This is a genomic window from Micromonospora sp. NPDC049257 (genome assembly GCF_040678915.1).
In the GTDB taxonomy this organism is placed as follows: Bacteria; Actinomycetota; Actinomycetes; order Mycobacteriales; family Micromonosporaceae; genus Micromonospora; species Micromonospora antibiotica.
The window spans coordinates 61,759-85,670 of sequence record NZ_JBFAQU010000002.1; the positions used below are offsets into that span (position 1 = coordinate 61,759).

General features: G+C 72.6%; 21 protein-coding genes. 9 read left to right on the forward strand and 12 right to left on the reverse strand.

All coding sequences use genetic code 11. The annotated features are described in order from the left end of the window. Window positions 1-10: 10 nt before the first annotated feature. The 3 genes from AB0K25_RS04235 to rsgA form a co-directional block, all read right to left on the reverse strand. On the reverse strand, window positions 11-472 hold the full coding sequence (locus tag AB0K25_RS04235) for a Rieske (2Fe-2S) protein (protein WP_363818364.1): 462 nt from the start codon (window positions 470-472) through the stop codon (window positions 11-13). Window positions 473-621: 149 nt separating this feature from the next. Next, on the reverse strand, window positions 622-3,567 hold the full coding sequence (gene uvrA, locus AB0K25_RS04240) for an excinuclease ABC subunit UvrA (protein WP_357536864.1): 2,946 nt from the start codon (window positions 3,565-3,567) through the stop codon (window positions 622-624). A 278-nt stretch (window positions 3,568-3,845) separates the two neighbouring features. Beyond that, a complete protein-coding gene (gene rsgA, locus AB0K25_RS04245; RefSeq protein ID WP_357536866.1) occupies window positions 3,846-4,925 on the reverse strand; it encodes a ribosome small subunit-dependent GTPase A in 1,080 nt (359 codons plus the stop codon). Between the two features lie 177 nt (window positions 4,926-5,102). On the opposite strand from rsgA, the gene AB0K25_RS04250 reads away from it, so the two are divergent. Beyond that, a complete protein-coding gene (locus tag AB0K25_RS04250) occupies window positions 5,103-5,822 on the forward strand; it encodes a maleylpyruvate isomerase family mycothiol-dependent enzyme (RefSeq protein WP_357536868.1) in 720 nt (239 codons plus the stop codon). A gap of 7 nt (window positions 5,823-5,829) precedes the next feature. Then, window positions 5,830-6,483, forward strand: coding sequence for an MBL fold metallo-hydrolase (locus AB0K25_RS04255; protein ID WP_357536870.1), 654 nt, complete (start codon window positions 5,830-5,832; stop codon window positions 6,481-6,483). An 87-nt stretch (window positions 6,484-6,570) separates the two neighbouring features. Here the strand turns inward: AB0K25_RS04255 and AB0K25_RS04260 are convergent, their stop codons facing one another. Together AB0K25_RS04260 and AB0K25_RS04265 are read right to left on the reverse strand one after the other, a co-directional pair. Beyond that, on the reverse strand, window positions 6,571-7,188 hold the full coding sequence (locus AB0K25_RS04260) for a VTT domain-containing protein (RefSeq protein ID WP_208569215.1): 618 nt from the start codon (window positions 7,186-7,188) through the stop codon (window positions 6,571-6,573). 97 nt (window positions 7,189-7,285) lie between these two features. Further along, on the reverse strand, window positions 7,286-7,924 hold the full coding sequence (locus tag AB0K25_RS04265) for a 50S ribosomal protein L11 methyltransferase (protein WP_357536983.1): 639 nt from the start codon (window positions 7,922-7,924) through the stop codon (window positions 7,286-7,288). Between the two features lie 228 nt (window positions 7,925-8,152). Here AB0K25_RS04265 and AB0K25_RS04270 point away from each other — a divergent pair, with 228 nt between their 5' ends. Next, window positions 8,153-8,356 (forward strand): cold-shock protein, encoded by a 204-nt coding sequence (locus tag AB0K25_RS04270; protein WP_091237353.1) that lies wholly within the window; start codon window positions 8,153-8,155, stop codon window positions 8,354-8,356. A 419-nt stretch (window positions 8,357-8,775) separates the two neighbouring features. On the opposite strand, the gene AB0K25_RS04275 is transcribed toward AB0K25_RS04270, so the two are convergent. Both AB0K25_RS04275 and AB0K25_RS04280 read right to left on the reverse strand, forming a co-directional pair. Continuing rightward, the gene (locus AB0K25_RS04275; RefSeq protein ID WP_363818371.1) at window positions 8,776-8,964 is read right to left on the reverse strand and encodes a DUF397 domain-containing protein; all 189 of its coding nucleotides are present in this window, start codon (window positions 8,962-8,964) and stop codon (window positions 8,776-8,778) included. Then, a complete protein-coding gene (locus AB0K25_RS04280; RefSeq protein ID WP_363818374.1) occupies window positions 8,955-9,755 on the reverse strand; it encodes a helix-turn-helix transcriptional regulator in 801 nt (266 codons plus the stop codon). The genes AB0K25_RS04275 and AB0K25_RS04280 overlap by 10 nt, the downstream gene beginning before the upstream one ends. A 355-nt stretch (window positions 9,756-10,110) precedes the next feature. On the opposite strand from AB0K25_RS04280, the gene AB0K25_RS04285 reads away from it, so the two are divergent. Further along, entirely contained in the window at window positions 10,111-10,362 is a 252-nt protein-coding gene (locus AB0K25_RS04285; protein ID WP_219463760.1) for a flavin reductase, read from the forward strand. A 77-nt stretch (window positions 10,363-10,439) separates the two neighbouring features. Here AB0K25_RS04285 and AB0K25_RS04290 read toward each other — a convergent pair whose 3' ends face one another. The 3 genes from AB0K25_RS04290 to AB0K25_RS04300 all read right to left on the reverse strand — a co-directional run bounded on the left by AB0K25_RS04290 (window position 10,440) and on the right by AB0K25_RS04300 (window position 13,670). Continuing rightward, window positions 10,440-11,297 carry a hypothetical protein gene (locus AB0K25_RS04290; RefSeq protein WP_219463763.1) on the reverse strand — a complete coding sequence of 286 codons (858 nt, stop codon included), beginning with the start codon at window positions 11,295-11,297 and terminating at the stop codon, window positions 10,440-10,442. 190 nt (window positions 11,298-11,487) lie between these two features. Then, window positions 11,488-13,146 carry a CocE/NonD family hydrolase gene (locus AB0K25_RS04295; protein ID WP_363818825.1) on the reverse strand — a complete coding sequence of 553 codons (1,659 nt, stop codon included), beginning with the start codon at window positions 13,144-13,146 and terminating at the stop codon, window positions 11,488-11,490. Window positions 13,147-13,154: 8 nt separating this feature from the next. Beyond that, the gene (locus AB0K25_RS04300; protein WP_363818379.1) at window positions 13,155-13,670 is read right to left on the reverse strand and encodes a MarR family transcriptional regulator; all 516 of its coding nucleotides are present in this window, start codon (window positions 13,668-13,670) and stop codon (window positions 13,155-13,157) included. Window positions 13,671-13,815: 145 nt separating this feature from the next. Here AB0K25_RS04300 and AB0K25_RS04305 point away from each other — a divergent pair, with 145 nt between their 5' ends. From AB0K25_RS04305 to AB0K25_RS04315, 3 genes are all read left to right on the forward strand, one after another. Continuing rightward, window positions 13,816-15,936 carry an efflux RND transporter permease subunit gene (locus tag AB0K25_RS04305; protein WP_357536880.1) on the forward strand — a complete coding sequence of 707 codons (2,121 nt, stop codon included), beginning with the start codon at window positions 13,816-13,818 and terminating at the stop codon, window positions 15,934-15,936. 705 nt (window positions 15,937-16,641) lie between these two features. Then, on the forward strand, window positions 16,642-18,510 hold the full coding sequence (gene typA, locus AB0K25_RS04310; protein ID WP_357013864.1) for a translational GTPase TypA: 1,869 nt from the start codon (window positions 16,642-16,644) through the stop codon (window positions 18,508-18,510). Between the two features lie 310 nt (window positions 18,511-18,820). Continuing rightward, the gene (locus AB0K25_RS04315) at window positions 18,821-19,678 is read left to right on the forward strand and encodes a serine hydrolase (RefSeq protein WP_357013867.1); all 858 of its coding nucleotides are present in this window, start codon (window positions 18,821-18,823) and stop codon (window positions 19,676-19,678) included. A gap of 64 nt (window positions 19,679-19,742) precedes the next feature. Here AB0K25_RS04315 and AB0K25_RS04320 read toward each other — a convergent pair whose 3' ends face one another. Further along, window positions 19,743-20,540, reverse strand: a complete 798-nt coding sequence (locus AB0K25_RS04320; protein ID WP_363818383.1) for a tyrosine-protein phosphatase — start codon at window positions 20,538-20,540, stop codon at window positions 19,743-19,745. Window positions 20,541-20,583: 43 nt separating this feature from the next. On the opposite strand from AB0K25_RS04320, the gene AB0K25_RS04325 reads away from it, so the two are divergent. Further along, window positions 20,584-21,681: a dipeptide epimerase gene (locus tag AB0K25_RS04325; RefSeq protein ID WP_363818386.1), complete on the forward strand. Its 1,098-nt coding sequence runs from the start codon at window positions 20,584-20,586 to the stop codon at window positions 21,679-21,681. A 60-nt stretch (window positions 21,682-21,741) separates the two neighbouring features. Further along, entirely contained in the window at window positions 21,742-22,650 is a 909-nt protein-coding gene (locus AB0K25_RS04330; RefSeq protein ID WP_219463775.1) for a C40 family peptidase, read from the forward strand. Window positions 22,651-22,714: 64 nt separating this feature from the next. Here AB0K25_RS04330 and AB0K25_RS04335 read toward each other — a convergent pair whose 3' ends face one another. Then, on the reverse strand, window positions 22,715-23,713 hold the full coding sequence (locus tag AB0K25_RS04335; protein ID WP_219463777.1) for a TerC family protein: 999 nt from the start codon (window positions 23,711-23,713) through the stop codon (window positions 22,715-22,717). Window positions 23,714-23,912 lie beyond the last annotated feature (199 nt).

Genomic DNA, 23,912 nt, shown 5'->3' on the forward strand with positions numbered 1-23,912 from the left:
CCGGTGTCGGTCAGGCCAGCGAGATCTGGTCGCCGTCGATCTTGAGTTCCTTGGCGGCGAGCGGCTGGGTCGCCGGCCCCTGCTTGACCGCGCCGTCGGTGATGGCGAACTTGCTGTTGTGGCAGGTGCAGTTGATCGTCCCGCCGTCGACGTTCGACACCGGGCAGCCCTGGTGGGTGCAGATCGGGTCGAAACCCTTGAACTGCCCCTCCGTCGGCTGGGTGATCACCACGCCCTGCGCGGCGTAGACCTGGCCGCCGCCGACCGGGATGTCGGCGGTCTTGGCGATCGCGGCGGCACCGGACCCGCCGGAGGTCGCGGCCGGCCCACCGGTGGCCGGGGTGGCCGGTTCGTCACCGGAGTCGTCGCCGCAGGCGGTCAGGAGAACCGAGGCCCCCACCGCACCGGCCCCGGCCAGCAGGGCGCGTCGGGTCTGCGTACCGGGCCCGGTCAGCACCTGATCGTCGTTCATCTCCGGCCTTCCTCTCGACTGCCGCCGCAGGTCGTCGACCATCGCGGCCTCACTGGAGCACACGCACCACTGTGCCCGACGGTTCACCCCACCCGCCCGGGAATGTCCGCGCCGGACCCCGGGGCGGGGCCGGTCGTCGACCCGCCGGGTCAGCGGGCTGCGGCGGGCACCTTGCGGGTACGCGCCTTCGGCGTCGCGCCGTTGGCCCGGGACGCCCGGGTCACCGCCGCCTTCGCCCCCCGGGCCTGGCCGTCGAGCTTGAGCACCGAGCGCAGGAACTGGCCGGTGTGGCTCTCGGCGACCTCGGCGACCTCCTCCGGGGTACCGGTGGCGAGCACCGTGCCGCCCCGGTGACCGCCCTCCGGGCCCATGTCGATCAGCCAGTCGGCCGTCTTGATCACGTCGAGGTTGTGCTCGATGGTGATCACCGTGTTGCCCTTGTCGACCAGGCCCTCCAGCACCATCAGCAGCTTGCGGATGTCCTCGAAGTGCAGGCCGGTGGTGGGCTCGTCGAGCACGTAGACCGTGCGACCGGTGGAACGCTTCTGCAACTCGGAGGCCAGCTTGACCCGCTGCGCCTCACCGCCGGACAGCGTCGGCGCGGGCTGACCCAGCCGGACGTAACCCAGACCCACGTCGTTGAGCGTGCGCAGGTGCCGGTGGATGGCGGGGATGGCGGAGAAGAACTCGGCCGCCTCCTCGATCGGCATCTCCAGCACGTCGGAGACGGTCTTGCCCTTGTAGTGCACCTCCAGGGTCTCCCGGTTGTACCGGGCGCCCTTGCAGACCTCGCACGGGACGTAGACGTCCGGCAGGAAGTTCATCTCGATCTTGATCGTGCCGTCGCCGGAGCACGCCTCGCAGCGGCCACCCTTGACGTTGAACGAGAACCGGCCGGGGCCGTACCCCCGGACCTTGGCCTCGGTGGTCTCGGCGAACAGCTTGCGGACGTGGTCCCAGACCCCGGTGTAGGTCGCCGGGTTGGAGCGCGGGGTACGGCCGATCGGTGACTGGTCGACGCCGACCACCTTGTCGACGTGCTCCAGCCCGGAGACCCGGGTGTGCCGGCCCGGCACCAGCCGCGCGCCGTTGATCTGGTTGGCCAGCACCGCATAGAGAATGTCGTTGACCAGCGTCGACTTGCCCGAGCCGGAGACCCCGGTGACCGCGATGAGCTGCCCCAGCGGGAACGGCACGGTCAGGTTGCGCAGGTTGTGCTCGCGCGCCCCGTGCACCACCAGCTCCCGCTCCGGCGTCTGCGGTCGACGCTGCTGCGGTGTCGGGATCTCCCGCCGGCCCGACAGGTACGCCCCGGTCACCGACTCGGGATTGTCCAGCAGCTCCGGCACCGAGCCGCTGTGCACGATCCGGCCGCCGTGCTCCCCCGCGCCGGGCCCGATGTCGACGATCCAGTCGGCGACCCGGATGGTGTCCTCGTCGTGCTCGACCACGATCAGCGTGTTGCCCAGGCCGCGCAGCCGCAGCAGGGTCTCGATCAGCCGGTGGTTGTCCCGCTGGTGCAGGCCGATCGACGGCTCGTCGAGCACGTAGAGCACGCCGACCAGGCCGGAGCCGATCTGGGTGGCGAGCCGGATGCGCTGCGCCTCGCCACCGGACAGGGTGCCGGCCGCCCGGTCCAGCGAGAGGTAGTCCAGGCCGACGTCGAGCAGGAACCGCAGCCGGGCGTTGATCTCCTTGAGCACCCGCTCGGCGATCATCTTCTGCCGGTCGGTCAGCGCGATGCCGGCGAGCAGCTCGGCCGCCTCGCCCACCGACAGGTTGCACACCTCGGCGATGCTCTTGCCGGCGATGGTGACCGCCAGCACCTCGGGCTTGAGCCGGGTGCCGCCGCAGGCCGCGCAGGGCACGTCGCGCATGTAGCCCTCGTACTTGTCCCGCGACCACTCGCTCTCGGTGTCGGTGTGCCGCCGCTCGATCCACTGCACCACGCCCTCGAAGCCGGTGTAGTAGGACCGCTCCCGGCCGAACTTGTTGCGGTAGCGGACGTGCACCTGGTCGTCGGAGCCGTGCAGGATGGTCTTTTGCGCCCGCGCCGGCAGCGCCCGCCACGGGGTGTCGACGTCGAAGTGCTGGCTCTCGCCGAGCGCCTCCAGCAGGCGCAGGAAGTATTCCAGGTTGTGCCCGGTCGCCCAGGGTTGCAGCGCGCCCTCGCGCAGGGTGCGCTCCGGGTCGGGGACGACCAGCTCCGGGTCGACCTCCTTCTTGGTGCCCAGGCCGGTGCACTCCGGGCAGGCCCCGTAGGGCGCGTTGAACGAGAAGACCCGGGGTTCCAGGTCCTCGATCGCCAACGGGTGGTCGTTGGGGCAGGCCAGGTGCTCGGAGTAGCGACGTTCCCGGGCCGGGTCGTCCTCGGCCAGGTCGACGAAGTCGAGCAGCACCAGGCCGTCGGAGAGGCCGAGCGCGGCCTCCACCGAGTCGGTCAGCCGCTGCTTGGCGCCCGCCTTGACGCTGAGCCGGTCGATCACCACCTCGATGGTGTGCTTCTCCTGCTTCTTGAGCTTGGGCGGCTCGGTCAGCGGGTGCACCACCCCGTCGACCCGGGCCCGGGCGTAGCCCTTGGCCTGGAGTTCGGCGAAGAGGTCGACGTACTCGCCCTTGCGACCCCGGACCACCGGGGCGAGCACCATGAACCTGGTCCCCTCGGCCATCGTCAACACCCGGTCGACGATCTGCTGGGGGCTCTGCCGGGAGATCCGCTCGCCGCAGACCGGGCAGTGCGGCTCACCGATGCGGGCGAAGAGCAGCCGCAGGTAGTCGTAGACCTCGGTGATGGTGCCGACGGTGGAGCGCGGGTTGCGCGAGGTGGACTTCTGGTCGATGGAGACGGCCGGGCTCAGCCCTTCGATGAAGTCGACGTCGGGCTTGTCCATCTGGCCGAGGAACTGCCGCGCGTACGACGACAACGACTCGACGTAGCGGCGCTGCCCCTCGGCGAAGATGGTGTCGAAGGCCAGGCTCGACTTGCCGGAGCCGGACAGCCCGGTGAAGACGATCAGCGCGTCCCGGGGCAGGTCGAGACTGACGTCACGCAGGTTGTGCTCGCGCGCGCCACGGATGATCAGACGGTCGGCCACGGTGCGGGTGCTCCCGAAAGAAGAATGTGAGGCGGATCTGTCCGCTACGAGGGTGATCTGAGCGGTTTGCGGAGTGAGTTGAGCAGTTTCACGGGCGCGAAGGAACGCCCCGGCAACTTTAGCCCCGGGGTACGACAACTTCGTGCACACCCACATTCCCCCAGCTCACACCGGTCAGGTCAGCCACCGCCCGGCCCGCGCCACAGCTCGGACCGGCACCGCGGCGGCACACCGACCCGGTGACCGACCCGACCGCTGTCGGCCGGGCCGGGCACCGGTCAGAAGCCGCCCGGCAACGGTGGCGTGGTCGGCCGGGCCGGCCGGCGTCGACCCCCTCGCCAACCGCCCCGCCGCTCGGCGGCCAGCCGGCTCTGCCGACGGCCACCCTCGTAGGCCACCTCTCGCTGGAGCCGACGCCAGCTCTCCCAGCGCCGGGGCGACAGTTCCCCGTTCTCCAGCGCCTCCCGCACCGCGCAGGCCGGCTCGGCGGTGTGCCCGCAGTCGGCGTACCGGCAGCCGGTGGCCAGCTCGGCGATGTCGGTGAACGCCCGGTCCAGGCCGGCGTGCCCGTCGAGCAGGCCGACCGCCCGGACCCCGGGGGTGTCCAGCACCGCCCCGCCACCGGGCACCGGGACCAGCGCCCGCCAGGTGGTGGTGTGCCGACCCTTGCCGTCGACGCGTCGGATCGCCTGGGTCGGCATGACGTCCGCCCCGACCAGGGCGTTGACCAGGCTGGACTTGCCCGCTCCGGACGGGCCGAGCAGGGCCAGCGTGCGCCCCGGGGCGACCAGCGGACGCAGCGGTGCCAGGCCGGTGCCCTGCTCGGCGCTGACCGGCAGCACCGGCACCCCGGGGGCCACCGCGGCGAGTTGCCGGGCCACCGCCTGCGGGTCGGCGGCCAGGTCGACCTTGGTGAGCACCACCAGCGGGGTGGCCCCCGACTCGTGGGCCAGCGCGAGCAGCCGTTCGATCCGGGCGGCGTCCGGCTCCGGGTGCACCGGCTCGACCACCGCCGCGGCGTCGAGGTTGGCGGCGAGCACCTGACCGCTGGCGTCCTTGCCGGCGGTCCGGCGGATCAGCGCGGTCCGTCGGGGCAGCACCGCGTCGACGGTCACCGGGCCGTCCGGCCAGCGGGCCAGCAGCACCCAGTCACCGGCGCACGGCAACGCGGTCAGGTCACGGGCGGCGGCGGCCAGCACCGCCGGGCCCAGACTGGCCCGGACCGGTCCGTCCGCGGCGAGCACGGTGCACACCCCCCGGTCGACCCGGGCCACCCGGCCGGGCCGGCGGTCCGGCCGCCGTCGCGCGTACGCCGCCCGCTCGGCGTCCAGGCCGAGAGCGGTCAGATCGATGGTCATGTCATCCTCACCGGGGTCGGGGCTGGTCGTGGCCGAACACGCGTCCTGCTACCGGCATGATCACCACCCCGTCCGTCGTCCCGGTACCGCGTCGTAGCCGACGGTAGGCGTCGCACCGACGCGCCGAAAGCGAATTCCCCGGCGGCGCAACGCTCCCCGGACCGTTAGGGTCGTGGCGTGACCACGGATCCACTGCTGTTGACCGGTGCGGTGACCGACGCCGCCGCCCGTCTGCTGGACACCACGGCCGGGCTCGACGCGGCGGCCGTCGCGGCTGCCAGCCTGCTGCCCGGCTGGACCCGGGGCCACGTGCTGACCCACCTGGCCCGCAACGCCGACGGGTTCGTCAACCTGCTCACCTCCGCCCGAACCGGGCAGAACATCCCGATGTACGCCAGCGACGCCGCGCGGGACGCCGACATCGCCGCCGGTGCCGACCGGCCGCCCGCCGAACTGCTGGCCGACCTGCGTCGCAGCACCGACCGGTTCACCGAGGCGGTGGCCGCGATGCCGGCGCACGCGTGGCAGGGCACCGTGCAGACCCGACGCGGCCCGTGGCCGGTCGCCCTGGTGCTCTGGGGCCGGTGGCGCGAGCTGGAGGTGCACCACGTCGACCTGGGCACCGGCTACCGGCCGGCGGACTGGCCGGCCGCGTTCGCCCAGCACCTGCTGCACGAGGTGGCCGGCGGGCTCGCCGAGCGGCCGGACGCCCCGGCGCTGGTGCTACGGCCCGCCGACGGTAACCGGCCGGAGCTGGTGGTGGGCGACCCGCAGGACGCCCCGCAGGTCGCCGGCCCCGCCGCCGAACTGGTCGCCTGGTTGATCGGCCGCAGCAGCGGCGACGTGTTGACCGTCACCCCGGACGGTCCCCTCCCGACCCCACCCGAATGGATATAGACCGCCCATGAGCTACACCGGAGACGTCACCCACGGCGGCCCGCCCGCCGTCCGGGAACTGGACCGACTCACCGTCAGCAAGCTGTCGGTCGGCCCGATGGACAACAACGCCTACCTGCTGCGCTGCCGCGACACCGGGGCGCAGGTCCTGATCGACGCCGCGAACGAGGCACCACGGCTGCTCGACCTGATCGGCGACGCCGGCCTGACCTCGGTGGTCACCACCCACCGGCACATGGACCACTGGGTGGCGTTGGAGGAGGTCGTCGCCACCACCGGCGCCCAGGCCCTGGTGCACGCCGACGACGCCGAGGGGCTGCCGATCGCGGCGCAGGCCCTGACCGACGGCGACACCGTGACGGTGGGCGAGCAGACGTTGGAGGTGATCCACGTCAAGGGGCACACCCCGGGGTCGATCGCGCTGCTCTACCGCGACCCGGCCGGCACCCCGCACCTTTTCACCGGGGATTCGCTGTTTCCCGGCGGGGTCGGCAACACCGACCGGGACCCGCAGCGGTTCGGCCAGCTCATCGACGACGTCGAGCACAAGCTGTTCGACCGGCTGCCCGACGACACCTGGTTCTATCCGGGGCACGGTGCCGACAGCACCCTCGGGGCGGAGCGGGCGTCGCTGCCGCAGTGGCGGGCGCGCGGCTGGTGACCCGGGGCACCCGGTGGCGGGCTCACACCCGGTGACCGGGCGAACGCCGGTCACCGGGGCGGATGCCGGTCACCGGGTCGGCAGCGGTCAGCCGGCCTGACCGAGGGCGGTCACCGTCCGTAGCCGACGTCGGGTGCCCAGCAGCACCAGACCGGCCAGCACCAGGCCCACCCCCATGGTGACCAGCAGCGGATCGCCGGGCAGCAGCCCGGCCAAGGCCCGTGACGCCACCCCCAGCGCCAGATAGAGACCGGCCCACGCCGCCGCGCCGAGCGCGGCACACGTGACGAACCGGCGGTACGACATCCGCAGGCCCCCGGCGGCCAGCGGCAGCAGCGTGTTGAACACCGGCAGGAAGGGTGCGACAAGCACCATCCGCCCGCCACCGGAGCGCAGCAGTTGCTCGGCGGCCGACCAGCGCCCCTCGCCGATCCAGCCACCGACCCGGCTGTGCCGCAGCCGCTCCCCGTAGATCCGCCCGGCGAGGAAGCTCAGCGACCAGCCGGCGAGGCAGCCGACGACCACCGCCACCATGGTCGCGACACCGGCGAGGGGCCGACCCACCCCCACCGCCGCGAGGATCGCCACGTCGCCGGGGACGAGCACACCGAGCAGCGGTACGGCGTCGGCGAGCATCACCAGCCCGAGCGCCGCCATCAGCAGAGCGGTGGGCAGGTCACCGAGTCGGGCCAGTTCGTCGAGCACGAGCCGACGCTACGGCTCGGGGGTGCTCCGGCGCATCGGGTCGCGACCCTGATCACTCCCCGAATTTTCTCGGGGTGCCCTGGTTGGCCTGCGGGGTTCACCGGGGACGCAGCACCTGCACCCGGCGGACCGGGGAGTCGACGGACGGCTCGGTGGTGGGCACCGGATAGCTGGCCACCACCTCCAGCACGTCCCACGGCAGGTGGCCCCGGTCCGGGTCACCGACCAGCACCTGCGTCCCACCCTGGGCGGCCCGTCGCAGGTAGGGCAGCACCCGCTCGGCCAGTTCCCGGTCGTAGAGGACGTCCCCGGCGACCAGCAGCTCGGCCTGGGTGCCGTCGTCGTCGAGCAGGTCACCGGAACGGGCCTGCACCCGTACCCGGTTGGCCCGCGCGTTGACGGTCACCGCCGCCACCGCGTACGGGTCCACGTCGTTGGCGACGACCTGGGTGGCACCGCCGAGCGCGGCGGCGATGGCGACCAGTCCGGAGCCGGCGGCCAGGTCGAGCACCCGGCGACCGGCGACCAGGTCGGGGTGATCGAGCAGGTGACGGGCGAGCGCCTGACCACCGGCCCAGGCCGAGGCCCAGAACGGTGGCGGCAGGGCACGGCCGGCCGCCGCCTCCATTCGTGCCCACCAGACGATCGCGTCCTCGGCGAGGTGCAGCCGCACCTCGGGCACGAACGGCGTCGGCACCAGCCGGAGCCGGTCCAGCCCGTCCCCCGGTGCGTCGATCTCCCGCTCCAGCTCGGCCAACGCGGCGGTGCTCGGTCCGTTCACCGGTCGAGTGTCCCGGACCGGACCGCCCGAAGAGTGGTATTCCGGGCTGACCCGCGAGTTTCCCCGCAACTTCCTGCGGCACTTCAGCCGGCAAAAACCGGATCGGCCGGTTACTGTCGGGGCAGTACAGGGCGATCATCCGCCGCAGCGGCGGGATCACCCGTTGTAAACAGGGAGAGATGCATGGCAACCGGCACGGTCAAGTGGTTCAACTCGGAAAAGGGCTTCGGCTTCATCGAGCAGGACGGCGGCGGCCCCGACGTCTTCGTCCACTACTCGGCGATCGCCAGTAGCGGATACCGGGAACTGCAGGAGGCCCAGAAGGTCGAGTTCGATGTGACCCAGGGGCAGAAGGGCCCGCAGGCGGAGAACGTCCGCCCGCTGTAGGTCCGTGCCGGTGGCGGCGGCTTCGGCCGCCGCCACCGAGCGCTGTCGACCACCATCACCCGGTGACGGCACCGGTACGGCCCGGCACGACCATGATCGACTCAAGGGGGCCGTTGTAGCGCTATCCCGCCCGCCGTGACACCGCTACCTGGGCACCATTGCGGCGCATCCTGCCCGCCGTTCCGCCGGACCGAGCGAACTCCGCCGTCGGGGCGGGGAGGCACGGTCCCGTCCGTCCGGCAGGAAGACATCACGCGTTCGGGCGAGGGCGGGGAGGGCGGTCACGGCCCCCCGGCCGAGGGAAGCAGTGATCATGGGCCGCCCGGCGAGGAACCGTCACGGCCGCCCGGCGAGGAAGCGGTCACGGGCCGCCCGTCGGGGAAAGCCGCCACCGGCCGTCCGGGCGGGGTGCGGTGGTGTCAGGACCGCTTGACGAGGCCCAGGAACGACCGCCAGGCGGCCGGCGCGAAGCTGAGCACCGGGCCCGCCTCATCCTTGCTGTCGCGGACGCCGACGACACCGGGCAGGTTGGCGGCCACCTCCACGCAGTCACCCGAGTTGCCGCTGCTGCGGGTGCTCTTGTGCCAGATCGCGCCGGTCAGGTCCATGAATCTGCCGCCTCCGAGATCAGCTTTACGGTGGCCTTGTGGGACAGTGCCTCTGCGCGCACCGACTCCCAGCTTCGTCGCAGCGATTGTACGTCCGCCGTCCGCTCGATGAGGGTCCCCTGTAGCTGGTTGTCGAGGTAGGCGATGTCGTCGCCCTCGGGTGGCGTGGCGATCACGAAGGCACCGTTCAGCCCCGGGTAGGCCCCAGTCTCTTTCGGCACCAGGTGCAGGTGCACCCTCGGCCGGCTGCCGACGTCCCGCAGGTGCAGAAGCTGCTCCCGCATCACCTTCGGTCCGCCGACCGGGCGTTCCAACACGGTGTGGTCGAGCACCGCCACGAACAGCGGAGGGTTAGCTCGGGTCAGGATCTCCTGCCGGGCCAGTCGCGCCGCGACCTGCTGCTCCATCTCATCGCCGATGAGTTGACTCGCCCCCTCGTGCAACGCACGGGCGTAATCCTCGGTCTGGAACAGACCGGGCACGACCAAGGGCTGGAACGAGCAGAGTGCGGTCGCCTCCTGCTCGATGGTGACCCACTCGCGGAACCAGGGCAGCAGGCTCTCCCGGATCTGGGCGTCCCGGATCCGGGCCAGCAGGCCGTCAGTGTCCAGCACGGTGTCGCAGCGCTCGGCGAACTCCTTGCGCGGCGGCCGACGGCACTGCTCGACGGCGGCGACCAGCGAGGCCGAGTAGTTGACCAGGTCACCCAGCCCTTCCTGGGACAGTCCCGCCTTCGTCCGCAGCCGGCGCAGCTCCCCGGCGAACAGTTCCAGCATGGGCAGACGTTCCATCTGCACAACTCCTGTACGTGAAGGGTGTCGGCGCTGCACGCCCGCTCCGGTGCAACGCGAATGCCTTCCGACGGTAACGGCAACCTCAGCAGACTGTCACGTATGCGGACCTGCTCGACGCCGGACGAGGGCTCGGGCCGACTCCGCCGGGGCCGCCCCCTCCCCCGTGGGGGCGGCCCTTCCAGTCTCCGAGGAGGTAGGCCGTGCCCGGTCCGATCAGGTGGTGGAGAACCCGCGACGTCGCTGCCGGCCCGGACGACCCGGTCTGCGCCGGGACGCCGTCCCATCGGATGCGCGCGGCCCACCGGTGACCGGCGTCGACGGTGGGGAGCCGCGCCGCCGGGTGGCGACTCCGATGACGGCCCGTCGGGTGATCCCCCACGTCGCCATGCGCCCGCTCTGGCGGTGCCGCAACTGCGGCGGGGAGTGGCCCTGCCAGCCGGCCCGGCTGGGCCTGCTGGTGGAGTACCGGGGCAACCGGACCGGCCTGCTCGTCTATCTCGCCACGTTGATGACCGAGGCCGAGCGGCAGCTCACCCAGCTCCACCCCGACCGGCGCGACGAGTTGACGGACCGCTTCCTCACCTGGGCCAGGGCACGGGAGTGACCCCCGGCCGCCCGTCGCCAACCGTGGGTACCCCGTCACAGGAGGCGTGGCGGACGGGGTACCCACGGGGTCGGGGGTCAGGCGACCAGCCGCTTGGCCAACTCGTCGGCGACCTGCTTGGCGATGGTGGGCGGGATGGCGGCGGCGATCTTCTCCGGGGTGAGCCCGGTCAGGACGCCGGTGATGATGGCTTGCTCGTCGGTGAAGTCCTTGGTGGCCAGCGCGGTCAGTGCGGTCTGCAGCGAGGCCACCTGCGCGCCGAGCGACTTCAGGCTCGGGTGCGGGACGACGAAGTCGGGGTTGGTGTGGTCCTCACCCATCGCCATCCGGGTGTAGATCTGACCCACCGGGTTCCGGCCGTCCAGGACGGTCAGGTTCTTGTGGACGGTCTCCAGCCAGGCGTGCTCTTCGGGTGTCATGTCGGGTCCTTCCAGTAGTCCGATGCCGGTCAGGTAGCGCCGGAACAGCGAGGTCTGGTCCCGTCCGGCCTTGGTCGAGTCGCGGAAGAAACTGAAGTGGGTGTGCCACAGGTGCGAGTCGTCGCCGGAGCTGCGCTTGCCGAGCCGGTCCCAGCGCCGCACGACCTTGCCGTCGGGCGAATAGATGATCTCCCGCAGGTCGCGGCTGTCCGCCGTGTTCGCCCGGCACTGGGCGACACACCACTCGGAGAACGTCCGCAGGTCGTGGGTCGCGCCCCCGGACCGCACGCTGAACGTGCCCACGTCCAACCCTGAGGCATAGAGGGTGAGGCCGGCGGAGTCCCGGGGTGACTCCACCACGGAGTAGTCGTTGGCGACCACCCGGTCCGAGCCGGTGTGGTAGCCGCCCCGGTGGGCCGGATCGCCGACGATCCCCACCGCCGCCGGGTCGAGGCTCTTGATGGTGTCGAGCAGGAGCCGGCGGACCGCCAGCAGATTGGCCGGAGCCGTCGTCATGACGTCCCCCTCTCCGCAGTCGGAACCAGGGCGCCGACTGCTTCAGCACCAGGCCAGGGCCGGAAACGTCGCTACTCCGCGTAGGCAGTGCCCGCTGGGAGAGCGGACCCGACCGCTGGTGCACGTCATCGGGCGTTGCGAGAGACGATATCCACAGTTGCCAGAAAAGCCCAGTTCAGAGGGATTGTCTTCAGATAGGTCGAAGCTGGGAGTTGACTGGGACCGTGGGCAGCACCAGCCGCGACGGATGCGATGGATCATGCAGGATCTGCCGCAGCCCTGCGCGGAGCGTGATGGCCGTCCCGAGTGGTTCGCCGGTGCCGGGATTGCGCGCGTAGCGGGGATGGGCACCGCCTGAGACCTGCACCCGCAGCCGGTGCCCCACGGCGAAGCGGTGCGCCACCGGCCACAGTGCCACCGGCACCCGGGTCACCCCGTCCGGGTCGACCGGGAACCGGCCGGGGGCCACCCGGACCAGACCGTCGGCGACGTTCCAGGACCGGCCGCGCCGGTCCACGTCGCAGAGCCGCACGAAGACGTCCAGGTACGACAGTTCGCTGCGGACGTGGATCTCCGCGTGGACCGGGCCGACCACCTCGACCGGGTCGGTCAACACCGCACTGGTGTAGACCAGCACGTCGGGGCGGGCCTCGACGGAACGGTTGTCGACCGGGCCGGCCCGCTGGGCGACCAGCAGCGGACCGCCCAGCGACGGGGTGGGGTCGGTGGGGTCGTACCGGATGGTGTCCGGGGCCGATTCGGCCGGTGGCTGCGGGGCGAGCCGGCCCCCGGCGTGCAGGTGCCACGGGGTCACGGTGGCCGGCGGCGGCCAGTCGGGGAGGTCACGCCAGCCCCCGCCGTCCCCGCCGACGTGCACCCGCACCGGGGCGCGCGGCGGCGCGGGTCGGCCGTGCAGGTGGGCGTCGAGCCAGCCCAGCCCCTCCCGCAGCGACTCCGCCAGCAGGCCGGGGCTGCCGTGCGTCCACGGGCCGACGGTGAGCCGGGTGGGCACGCCCGCCGCCCGCAGCGCGGCGTGGTCGGCGAGCTGGGCTGGCAGGAAGATGTCCTGCCAGCCGCTGACCATCGTCACCGGGGCGCGCACCTCGGCGATCCGCGCGCCGAAGACCCGGGTCCGCCAGTAGTCGGCGTCCGGGGTGTGGTGGTGCAGCCACTCCTGGAAGAACGGCACGGTCACCCCGGTCGCGACCCGGTCGGCCTCGGCCAGCGGCAGGTGGGCCAGGGCGGCGGCCAGCCGGGGCTGCCCGCGCTTGAGCTCCCACTGCCGGGCCAGCCACGGTACGGTCTGCGCCTGGAGCAGCTCGGCCCAGGTCAACACGGTGTCCAGGGCGAAGGATTCCCCCGCGTACGTCGAGTCGCGGGTGGCCGAGGCGGTGACCACCGCGACCATCGCGGCCAACTCCTCCCCCGCGTCGGCGGCCAGCGCCCACTGGACGAAACCCTGGTAGCTGGCCCCGAACATGCCGAACCGGCCGGTGTACCAGGGTTGCCGACGCAACCAGTCGACGGTGTCGAGCCCGTCGTCGCGCTCGTGCACCAGCGGGTCGAACAGCCCGTCGGAGCCGTCGGTGCCCCGGCAGGACTGGATCACCAGGTGGAAACCGCGACCGGCGACCAGCCGACCGAGCAGCCGCATCGGCCCGCCCCGCCCGTACGGCGTGCGGATCAGCACGGTCGGCGCACCGGGCAGCCGGGGGGCGTAGTGGTCGGTGCGCAGCCGCGCCCCGTCGCGGGCCCGGACCACGACGCCCCGAGTGACGTCGACCCGGTGGGTGGGCGCGGCCGGCAGCCGCAGCGCGGCGGCGGCGAGTCGGGCGAGCGAGCGGTCCAGCACGACGGTCAGTCCACCGGGCGGCGGGACGGCTCGGCGCGGGCGGCCCGCATGGCGTCGCGGTGCTCCTGCATCGAGGCGACCATGGTGGTCATGAACCGCTGCACGACCGCCAGCTCGTCGTCGGTGAACCGGGCCATCACCTCGTCGGTACGCCGCCCGAGCGGGCCGAAGAAGCTCATCGCCAGGGCGGCCCCCCGGTCGGCGTAGTGCAGGAACACCTTGCGCCGGTCGGCGGTGTCGCGGTCGCGGCGGATGTGCCCGGCGCGTTCCAGCCGGTCGATCAGCGCGGTCACCGACCCGGAGGAGAGATTCAGCTGTTCACCCAGCCGGCCGGGGGTGATCGGGTCGCCGAGCAGCTCGGCGTCCATCACGGCGATCAGGGCGTGCAGGTCGGTCGGGTTGAGCCCGTGCAGGCCGGCGAAGGCGTGCCCGATGTGCTGCGCGTCCACCGAGTAACGCCGCAGGTCGTTGGTGATGTCGGCCACCATCCGCCCGCGCGGATCGTCCCGCCGCCGATACATCTCGTGCGCTGCCACGCCCGCCGTCGCCCCCTGTCGATGCGCCCGGTTGCAGCATAGAACAGCTACCGATAATCTCGTCCATCAAGATACTCGAAGGGCGGGCTATCTCTCCGTCCGGCGTCCCCACCGACCAAGAGGGCCTCCGATGTCTCTGTTCACCCGCGTCGCCCGCAGCCGGCTCGCCGCCTGGCTCACCGTGGTCGCCGCGATCGTCGTCGGCGCGATCGTCTTCGGGCTGCCCAAGCCCGACAACCCCGCCCCCGTCTCGACCACCGGCCTGTCCGTGCAGTGGCAGTCGACCCAGGTGGAACGCCTCCAGGAACAGCTGCCGCAACGCGACGTCCAACCGGCCATCGTCGTGGTCAGCCGGGACGACGGCGCGGCCCTGACCGACGCCGACCGGGCCGCCGTCACCGGACGCTCCGACGCGCTGGGCCGGCTCGCCGTCGGCGGTCAGGTCAGCCCACCCCAGGTCTCCCCGGACGGCACCGTCGCGCTGCTCGCCGTCCCACTGGACACCGCCGGCGGCCAGCAGGCCGTCGCCGACGAGGTGGCCCAGGTACGCGACGCCGTCGGCGGCCTCCCCGACGGGATCACCGTCGCGGTCACCGGGGCACCCGCCTTCACCGCCGACCTGACCAAGGTCTTCGAAGGCGCCGACATCACCCTGCTCGCGGTCACCGCCGGCGTGGTCGCCCTGCTGCTGCTGATCACCTACCGCAGCCCGTTCCTGTGGATCGTGCCGCTGATCGTCGTCGCCGCCACCGAACAGCTCACCCTGCGGGCCGTCGACACCATCGTCCCGGCCGTCGGCATCAACCTCCAGGAGGGCGCGGTCACCGGCATCGCCAGCGTGCTGGTCTTCGGCGCCGCCACCGACTACGCCCTGCTGCTCATCGCCCGCTACCGGGAGGAACTGCGCCGCCACGAGGACCGGTTCGCCGCCATGCGCGCCGCCGTACGCCGTACCGCCGAACCGATCCTGGCCAGCGGCGGCACCGTCGTGCTCGGCGTGCTCACCCTGCTGCTCTCCGAGCAGGAGACCAACCGGGCGCTCGCCGTGGCCTGCGCCACCGGGGTCGTGTTCGCCATGCTCTCGGCGCTGTTCGTGCTCCCCGCCGTGCTGGTCATCTTCGGCCGGGGGCTGTTCTGGCCGTTCGTGCCCAGGGTCGGCGGCCCGGCCCGCGAGGGCAAGCTGTGGGGCCGGCTCGGCGCGGCCGTGGTCCGCCGCCCGGTGCCCGTCGCCGCGCTCGCCACCCTGCTGCTCGCCGGCCTCGCCCTCGGCGGCCTCGGCATCCGCACCGGCCTGTCCGAGACCGAACAGTTCCGGGTCGAGCCGGAGGCGGTCGCCGGAGCCCAGACCCTGGCCCGCGCCTTCCCCGCCGGCACCACCCAGCCGGTGGCCGTCCTCACCAACCCGGCCGCCGCCCCGGCGGTCACCCGGGTCGCCGCCGCCGTGCCCGGCGTCGCCTCCGCCCGGCCCGGCCTGGCCGGCGGCAACGTGGCCCAGGTCGACGTGGTGCTGACCGACGAACCGGGCACCCCGGCGTCCGACCGGGCCGTCGAGGCGCTGCGCGACGCCGTCGCCGCTGTACCCGACTCCGCCCCACCGGCCGTCGAGGGCGTCGACCCGCCCGACGGCGCGCTCGTCGGGGGCACCGTCGCCGCGACGTACGACTCCGACGAGGCCAACACCCGCGACCTGTGGCTGATCCTGCCGATCATCCTGGTGCTCGTCCTCGCCGTGCTGGTGCTGCTGCTGCGCGGCCTGCTCGCCCCGCTGCTGCTGGTGCTCACCGTGATCGCGTCCTTCTTCGCCAGCCTCGGCGCGGCCTGGCTGCTCTTCGACCACGTGCTGGGCTTCCCCGCGCTGGACAGCGGAGTGCTCCTGCTGGCCTTCGTGTTCCTCGTCGCCCTCGGCGTGGACTACAACATCTTCCTGGTCACCCGGGCCCGGGAGGACGCCCGTCTCACCGGCACCCGGGACGGGATGCTGTCCGCCCTGCGGGTCACCGGCGGGGTGATCACCAGCGCGGGCATCCTGCTCGCTGCGGTCTTCGCCGTCCTGGGCGTGCTGCCGCTGATCCTGCTGACCCAGATCGGGATCATCGTGTGCCTCGGTGTGCTGCTCGACACACTACTGGTGCGCACGGTGCTGGTGCCGGCCCTGGCGTTCGTGCTCGGCGACCGCTTCTGGTGGCCGGGCCGCATCCAACGGGACGCCCCCGACTCGGCCATCACCCCCGAGCCAGCCGCCCACCCCTGACCCAGCCGCCCCCGACACGGGCGCCACCACCCCACGAGACTGAACCGACCTCCACCCTCCGCCCACCCCTCATTTCCAGCCACCTCCCACCCCAGCTCCCTCGCTACCGACCCTCACCCCACCTCCCACCGCGCCCTCGCTCCCGGCCCCTCGCACCACCTCCCGTCCCCGCTCCGGGCGCGCGCGAGCAAGATCGCGCTCGATCCTGGTTGTAGTTGCCTCCGCAGCTTCGAACACCACTACAACCTTGTTCGAGGGCGAACACGGGCGGCGGGCGCGGGCGGGCCGGGGCGCGGCGGACAGCAGACGCGGGCACGAGCGGCGGGGGTGGGCGAACGCGGGCGACGGGCGACGAACACGGCCGGCGCGACGGGTGGGCGCAGGTGCGGGGATGTGGTGCCGGTCACGGCCGGCCCGGTCAGCGGGAGCAGTGCCGAGACGGGCCTTCCCGGGCCCGCGTACGCTAGGAGACCGACCAGCAGGGTCGACTCCCCCCGGCACCGACACCGACGATCACTGTGGCCTCGTCCGCCGTGACCGTCGCGACCGGGTGCCCGACCGGCCCACCGGGGCCGGCGGGATGCCGGTGGGAGCGGCAGACCCGCAGCTGGCACGGCCGCAACAGCAGTTCCGGCCGAGTTCCGGGCGGCGTCGGGGGTGACCCCGACACCTGACCCGGCAACCGCAGACAGGAGTATGGAGGGTATGCAGCTTCGCACCGACCTCCGCAATGTCGCCATCATCGCCCACGTCGACCACGGCAAAACGACCCTGGTCGACGCCATGTTGCGGCAGGCCGGCGCCTATGGGGCCCGTGGTGAGAACACCGAGCGCGTCATGGACTCGATGGATCTCGAACGGGAAAAGGGCATCACCATCCTGGCCAAGAACACCGGCGTGCGCTACCTGCCGGCGGACGGCTCCGACCCGGTCACCATCAACATCATCGACACCCCCGGCCACGCCGACTTCGGCGGTGAGGTCGAGCGGGGCCTGACCATGGTCGACGGGGTGGTGCTGCTGGTCGACGCCAGTGAGGGCCCGCTGCCGCAGACCCGGTTCGTGCTCCGCAAGGCGCTCAAGGCCCGGATGCCGATCATCCTGGTGATCAACAAGGTGGACCGGCCCGACGCCCGGATCAAGGAGGTCGTGGACGACACCTACGAGCTCTTCCTCGACCTGGACGCCGACGAGGAGCAGATCGACTTCCCGATCGTCTACGCCTGCGCCCGCGACGGCATCGCCTCGCTGACCCAGCCCGCCGACGGCTCGGTGCCCGGCGACAGCACCAGCCTGGAGCCGCTGTTCCGGACCCTGCTCGACACCATCCCGCCGCCCTCCTACGACGAGGGTGCCCCGTTGCAGGCGCACGTCACCAACCTGGACGCCTCGCCGTTCCTCGGTCGGTTGGCGCTGTGCCGGGTGCGTCAGGGCACCATCAGCAAGGGCCAGACGGTGGCCTGGTGCCGTACCGACGGCAACACCCAACGGGTCCGCATCTCCGAGATGCTGATGACCGAGGGCATGGAGCGTAAGCCCGCCGACTCGGCCGGGCCGGGCGACATCATCGCCGTCGCCGGCATCCCCGAGATCATGATCGGTGAGACCCTGGCCGACGCGGAGAACCCGATCCCGCTGCCGCTGATCACCGTGGACGAGCCGGCCATCTCGATGACCATCGGCACCAACACCTCGCCGCTGGTCGGGCGGGTCAAGGGCGCCAAGGTCACCGCCCGGATGGTCAAGGACCGGCTCGACAAGGAGCTGGTCGGCAACGTGTCGCTGCGGATCCTGCCCACCGAGCGGCCGGACGCCTGGGAGGTGCAGGGCCGTGGCGAGCTGGCCCTGGCGATCCTGGTCGAGCAGATGCGCCGGGAGTCCTACGAGCTGACCGTCGGCAAGCCGCAGGTGGTCACCAAGGAGATCGACGGCAAGACCTGCGAGCCGGTCGAGCGGTTGACCATCGACGCGCCGGAGGAGTACCTGGGCGCGATCACCCAACTCCTGGCCACCCGCAAGGGCCGGATGGAGCAGCTGGTCAACCACGGCACCGGCTGGATCCGGATGGAGTGGCTGGTGCCGGCGCGGGGCCTGATCGGCTTCCGCACCGAGTTCCTCACCGACACTCGGGGCACCGGCATCCTGCACCACGTCTTCGAGTCGTACGAGCCGTGGTTCGGTGAGCTGCGCACCCGCAACAACGGGTCGCTGGTGGCCGACCGGACGGGCGTCGTCACCCCGTTCGCGATGATCAACCTCCAGGAGCGCGGCCAGCTCTTCGTCGAGCCGACCACCGAGGTGTACGAGGGCATGATCGTCGGGGAGAACTCCCGCTCCGACGACATGGACGTCAACATCACCAAGGAGAAGAAGCTCACCAACATGCGGGCCTCGACGTCCGACGAGACCGAGAAGCTGATCCCCCCGCGCAAGCTCTCCCTGGAGCAGGCGCTGGAGTTCTGCCGCGAGGACGAGTGCGTCGAGGTGACCCCGGTCGCCGTCCGGATCCGCAAGGTGGTGCTGGACCAGACCCAGCGGGGTCGGATGGCCGCCCGCCGCAAGCACGCCGGCTGAACCACCCCACAGCACCCCGCACCACCCCGCACCACCCCGGAGCCCCGGTCCGCCACGCGCGGCCCGGGGCTCCGTCCTGCCCGACCGGGAGCCGACCGACGGGACGGGAGACCGGGGCCGAACCGGCCGCCCGGAGTACGGCGGCGGGATGGCGCGGGTAGGGCGGGCTCGACCGTCGGGCCGCCCGGGAGTAAGGCGGACGGGGTGGGCGGGCTCGACCGTCGGGCCGCCCGGACGACGGGGGCCGTGCCCACCGGTCGCCTCGCTTCGGCGGCCCCCGTGCCCGCAGGCGGTCCGTTACCGTCACGGCATGACCTGGGATGACCTCGACGCCCGGCTGGACCGGGTGCCCGGCACCGTTTCGGCGTACGTGGGTCGGCTCGACGCGCCGGCCACCTGGACCCGTACCCCCGACGCCACCCACTACGCGGCCAGCACCATGAAGGTCGCGGTGCTGCTGGCGCTGCACCGGGCCGCCGAGGCGGGCACCCTCGACCTGGACGTCCCGGTGCCGGTGGTCGACGAGTTCGACTCGGCCCAGCCGGGGGCGCCCCGGTTCTCCTGCGCCCGGCACTACGACAACGACGACGCGGTCTGGGAGCGGCTGGGCGGGCAGGCCACCCCGCGTTGGCTGGCCGACCGGATGATCACCCGGTCCAGCAACCTCGCCACCAACCTGATCATCGACCGGGTCGGGCTGCCCGCCGTCGCCCAGGCGTGGCAGCTCGCCGGGGCCCGGCACAGTGTCACCGGTCGGGGCATCGAGGACGCCGCCGCCCGGGAGGCCGGCATCACCAACCTGGTCACCCCGGCCGACCTGGCGGCGCTGCTCGGCGGGCTGGCCACCGGTGCCGAACACCCCGGACCGCTGGCCTCCCCGGCCGCCTGCGCCGCCATGCTGGACGTGCTGCTGGCCCAGCGGCACCGGGAGGATCTCGCCGCCGGGCTGCCCGACGGCACCCGGATCGCCCACAAGAACGGCTGGGTACGCGGGGTACGGCACGGTGCCGGCGTGGTCCTGCCCGACGACGCCCCGGCGTACGTGATCGCCGTCTGCACCACCACCGACCTGGCCGCCTCCCCCGACGACGACCTCGACGACGCCTGCCGACTGGTCGCGGAGATCTCGGCAACGGCCTGGGCGGCCCGACACGACCTGGCCGGCTGACCCGCAACGGCCCGGCCCGCCACGATCGGCTGACCGGCCCGGCTGGGCCCGGGCCAGCCCGGTGTCACTCCAGCAGGTGCGCCCGCAGGGCGGCGCGGACCTCGGTGGTCACCCCCAACCCGTCCACCAGGTACGCGTCGAACGACCCGAACACCCGGCGCACCTCGTCGTAGCCCGCGTCCAGGTACTCGGGGCGGACCTCCAGCACCGCCTGCGCCGTCTCCGGGTCCAGCTCCGGCCGGCGACGCAGCATCGCCGCCGACATGGTCGCCCGCGACTCCACCGTCAGGTCGTTGTGCCGCAGGTAGTCGGCCCGCACCGTCGCCTCGTCGACGCCGAGTGCGGTGAGCAGCACCACCGCCAGCCACCCGGTGCGGTCCTTGCCGGCCGAGCAGTGGAACAGCAACGGCAGGTGGGCCGGATCGGCCGCCAACCGTACCGCGTGGGCGAAGCCCTCCCGGGCCACCACGGCGCTGACGAACCAGCGGTAGACCTCCGCCATCGCCGCCGCCGCACCCCGCCGGGCCAGCTCGTCGTACCCGGCGAGGTCGTGACCGTGCAGCACCGCCGAGAGGTAGGTGAACCCGGGGTGCGTCGGGTCGAGCACCGGCAACCGGACCAGACGGGGGTCACCGACCAGCCGGTTCGGCGGGGCGAGCGCGGTCTCCGAGTCGTCGCGCAGGTCCACCACGCAGGCCGGGGCGAGCCGGCCCAGCACCGTCAGGTCGGCCTCGGTCAACCGCCCCAGCGCCGGGGTCCGGATCAGCCGGCCCACGCGTACCCGCCGCCCGTCCGTGGTGGGTAGTCCGCCCAGGTCACGGGCGTTCGGTGCGCCCACCAGCTCCCAGTCCCGTACGCTCATCGGCCTCCCCTTCCGGCGACATGGTGCGTATAGGGTGCCGCACATGACGATCGCCGCGGTACGCACCCACCGGCTGTCCGCGCCGCTGCACACCCCGTTCGTCACCGCGCTGCGCCGGACCACCACGGTGCGGACCCTGGTGGTGGAGGTGACCGACGACGACGGTCGGTCCGGTTACGGGGAGGCACCGCAGGTGTGGCAGGTCACCGGGGCTTCGGTGGCCGGCGCGGAGGCGTGCGTGCGGGACGTGCTCGCCCCGGCGGTGGTCGGCCGGGACGCCGACGACGTGCTGGCCCGCTGCGCCGAGATGGCGGCGACGGTGGCCGGCAACGAGGCGGCCCGCTGCGCGCTGGACGTGGCCCTGCACGACCTGGCGGCACGGCGGCTCGGCGTACCACTGGTGCGGTTGCTCGGCGGCACGGCGCTGCGGGTGCCGACGGACGTCACGCTGGCGGCCGGGGACGGCGCGGAACTGGCCAGGGCGGCCCGGCAACGGCAGGGCGAGGGCTTCGACGTGCTCAAGCTGAAGGTCGGCACGGATGCGGCCGGCGACCTGGCACGGGTCCGCGCGGTCCGGGCGGCCGTCGGCCCGGGGGTGCGGATCCGGTTGGACGCCAACCAGGGCTGGACGCCGCGCGAGGCGGTCCGGGTGATCCGGGGCGTCGAGGACGCCGGGCTCGACGTGGAGCTGGTCGAGCAGCCGGTCGCCCGGTGGGACCTGGACGGCATGGCCTGGGTCGGCGACCGGGTGGGCGTGCCGATCCTGGCCGACGAGGCGGTGTTCGGGGTGCGGGACCTGGTCGAGGTGATCCGCCGGCGGGCCGCCGACCTGGTCAACGTCAAGCTCGCCAAGTGCGGTGGGCTGCGACCGGCGCGGACCCTGCTGGAACTGGCCCGCGCGCACGGCATGGGCACCCTGGTCGGGTCCATGATGGAGAGCCAGGTCGGTGTCGGGGCGGCGGCCAGCCTGGCCGCCGCGTACACGACCAGTGCCGTGTCCGACCTGGACGCCGCCTGGTGGCTGGCCCGGTCACCGGTGCGCGGGGGGCTGCGGTACGAGGGCGCCACGGTGGTGCTGCCGGACGCCCCGGGGCTCGGGATCACCTCGGTGACCGAAACAAAAGTTCACCACCAGAGTTGATGACCGCATTTTTCTTACCTATCGTCCGGTGAGGCACCGACACGTGAGCCGGAGGTCGACGTGGAGTTGGAGCCGGGCTGCGAGGCCCTCGTACAGGTGGCCGTCGCCACCCTCTGGACCGACCCCGGCGCGACCCGCCCGGTCGACCGGCCGGCCCTGTCGGTGCCGTCCGACACCGACGGCTGGATCACCGGGATGGACGCCACCCAACGGGTCGGCGACTGCGTGCTCAGCCAACTGCTGCTCGGTGAACGGGTCCTGGTGACCGCGCTGCGCCCCGGCGGCTGGGCCGAGGTGGTCGCGGTGCAACAGGCCGCCCCCCGACGTGACCCGCGCGGCTATCCCGGCTGGCTGCCCACCGCGCAACTCACCCCCGCCACCCCCGACGCGGACCCGCCCGGTCCGTTGGTCGTCGACGCCGTCAGCACCGGCCTGCGCGCCACCCCGGACGGCCCGGTGACCCTGCCCGGGGTCGTCCTCGGCACCCGGCTCCTGCCCGTGGGCCCCGCCGTCGACGGGTGGCGACCGGTCCGGGCACCCGGTCGACCCGATCCCCTGTGGGTGCCCGAGGTGGACGTCACCGACCTGCCCACCGTCGCGCCGACGGCCGACGAGGTGCTCACCGTCGCCGCCCGGCTGCGCGACGTCGCGTACGTCTGGGGTGGGCTCTCCGGGCACGGGATCGACTGTTCCGGCCTGGTCCACCTGGTCTGGCGGCGGTTCGGCGTGACGCTGCCCCGCGATGCCGACGACCAGGCGGCGGCCACCACCCCGGTGCCGGCCGGCGAGGAACTCCCGGGCGACCTCTACTTCTTCGCCCGCCCCGGACGCCGGGTCCACCACGTCGGCCTGGTGACCGACGGCAGCGGACCACGGATGCTGCACGCCTGCTACCGGCAGCGGCGGGTGCTGGCGGAGCCGCTGCCGCCCGACCGGGTCGCCACCCTGGTCGGCGCGCACCGGGTCTGACCCGGGGTTCGAACCGGCGATGGGCGTCACCGACGTGCGGTGACGCCCATCGTGGTCACGACGGTCAGCGGCGGGCCTCGACCAGCTCGCGGCGGCGGTCCCGGGACGACTTGACCAGGCTCGCCACCGTCGCCACGGCGAGGCAGCCGAGGATGACGGTCAACGACAACCAGATCGGGATGTGCGGGGCCCAGCCGATCGGCTCACCACCGTTGAGGAACGGCAGGTTGTTGTCGGCCAGCGCCTCGAGCACCAGTTTGACGCCGATGAAGCCGAGCACCACCGCCAGGCCGTAGCTCAGGTAGATCAGCCGGTCGAGCAGCCCACCGACCAGGAAGTAGAGCTGTCGCAGACCCATCAGCGCGAAGACGTTCGCGGTGAAGACCAGGTAGGGCTCCTGGGTGATCCCGAAGATCGCCGGGATCGAGTCCAGCGCGAAGATCAGGTCGGTGGTGCCGATCGCGATCATCACCACCAGCATCGGGGTGAACAACCGCCGGCCGGCCTGGTGGGTGGTGAGCTTCGCCCCGTCGTAGTCCCGTGAGATCGGCAGCGCCTTGCGGCTCCACCGGATCAGCACGTTCTCCTTGAACTCGTCCTCCTCCGGCTCACCCTGGCGGGCCAGGTTGATCGCCGTGTAGATCAGGAACGCGCCGAAGATGTAGAACACCCAGGAGAACTGGGCGAGCAGCGCCGCTCCGGCGGCGATGAAGCCACCCCGCATGACCAGGGCCAGCACGATGCCGACGAGCAGCACCTTCTGCTGGTATTTCCGGGGCACCCCGAAGCGGGCCATGATGATCACGAAGACGAAGAGGTTGTCCACCGAGAGGCTGTACTCGGTCAGCCAACCGGTGTAGAACTGGCCGGCCACGTTGCCGCCCGCGGTGACCCACAGCCCGGCCCCGAAGAGCAGCGCCAGGCCGACGTAGAAGCTGACCCAGAGGCTCGACTCGCGGACGCTGGGCTCGTGCGGCCGGCGACCGATGATGAAGAGGTCGACGAGGAGCACAGCCGTCAGTGCGACGAGAGTTCCCGCCCACACCATTCCGGACACGTTCAATCCATTCCTCCGGCAGACACGCGGCGTCGGGCACACCGTACGCCGCGTGACGGCGGGGTGGGCGACGACGCACACACTGGTGACTGACGGAGGTCTCTTCCGCCGGTGACCCGCGAACGGGCCGCCGACCGGCGGAGCCGGGTCGATTGTCGGGGGTGACGCTCGACCGTGCTGACGACTCCGTCGCGAGGGAATACTC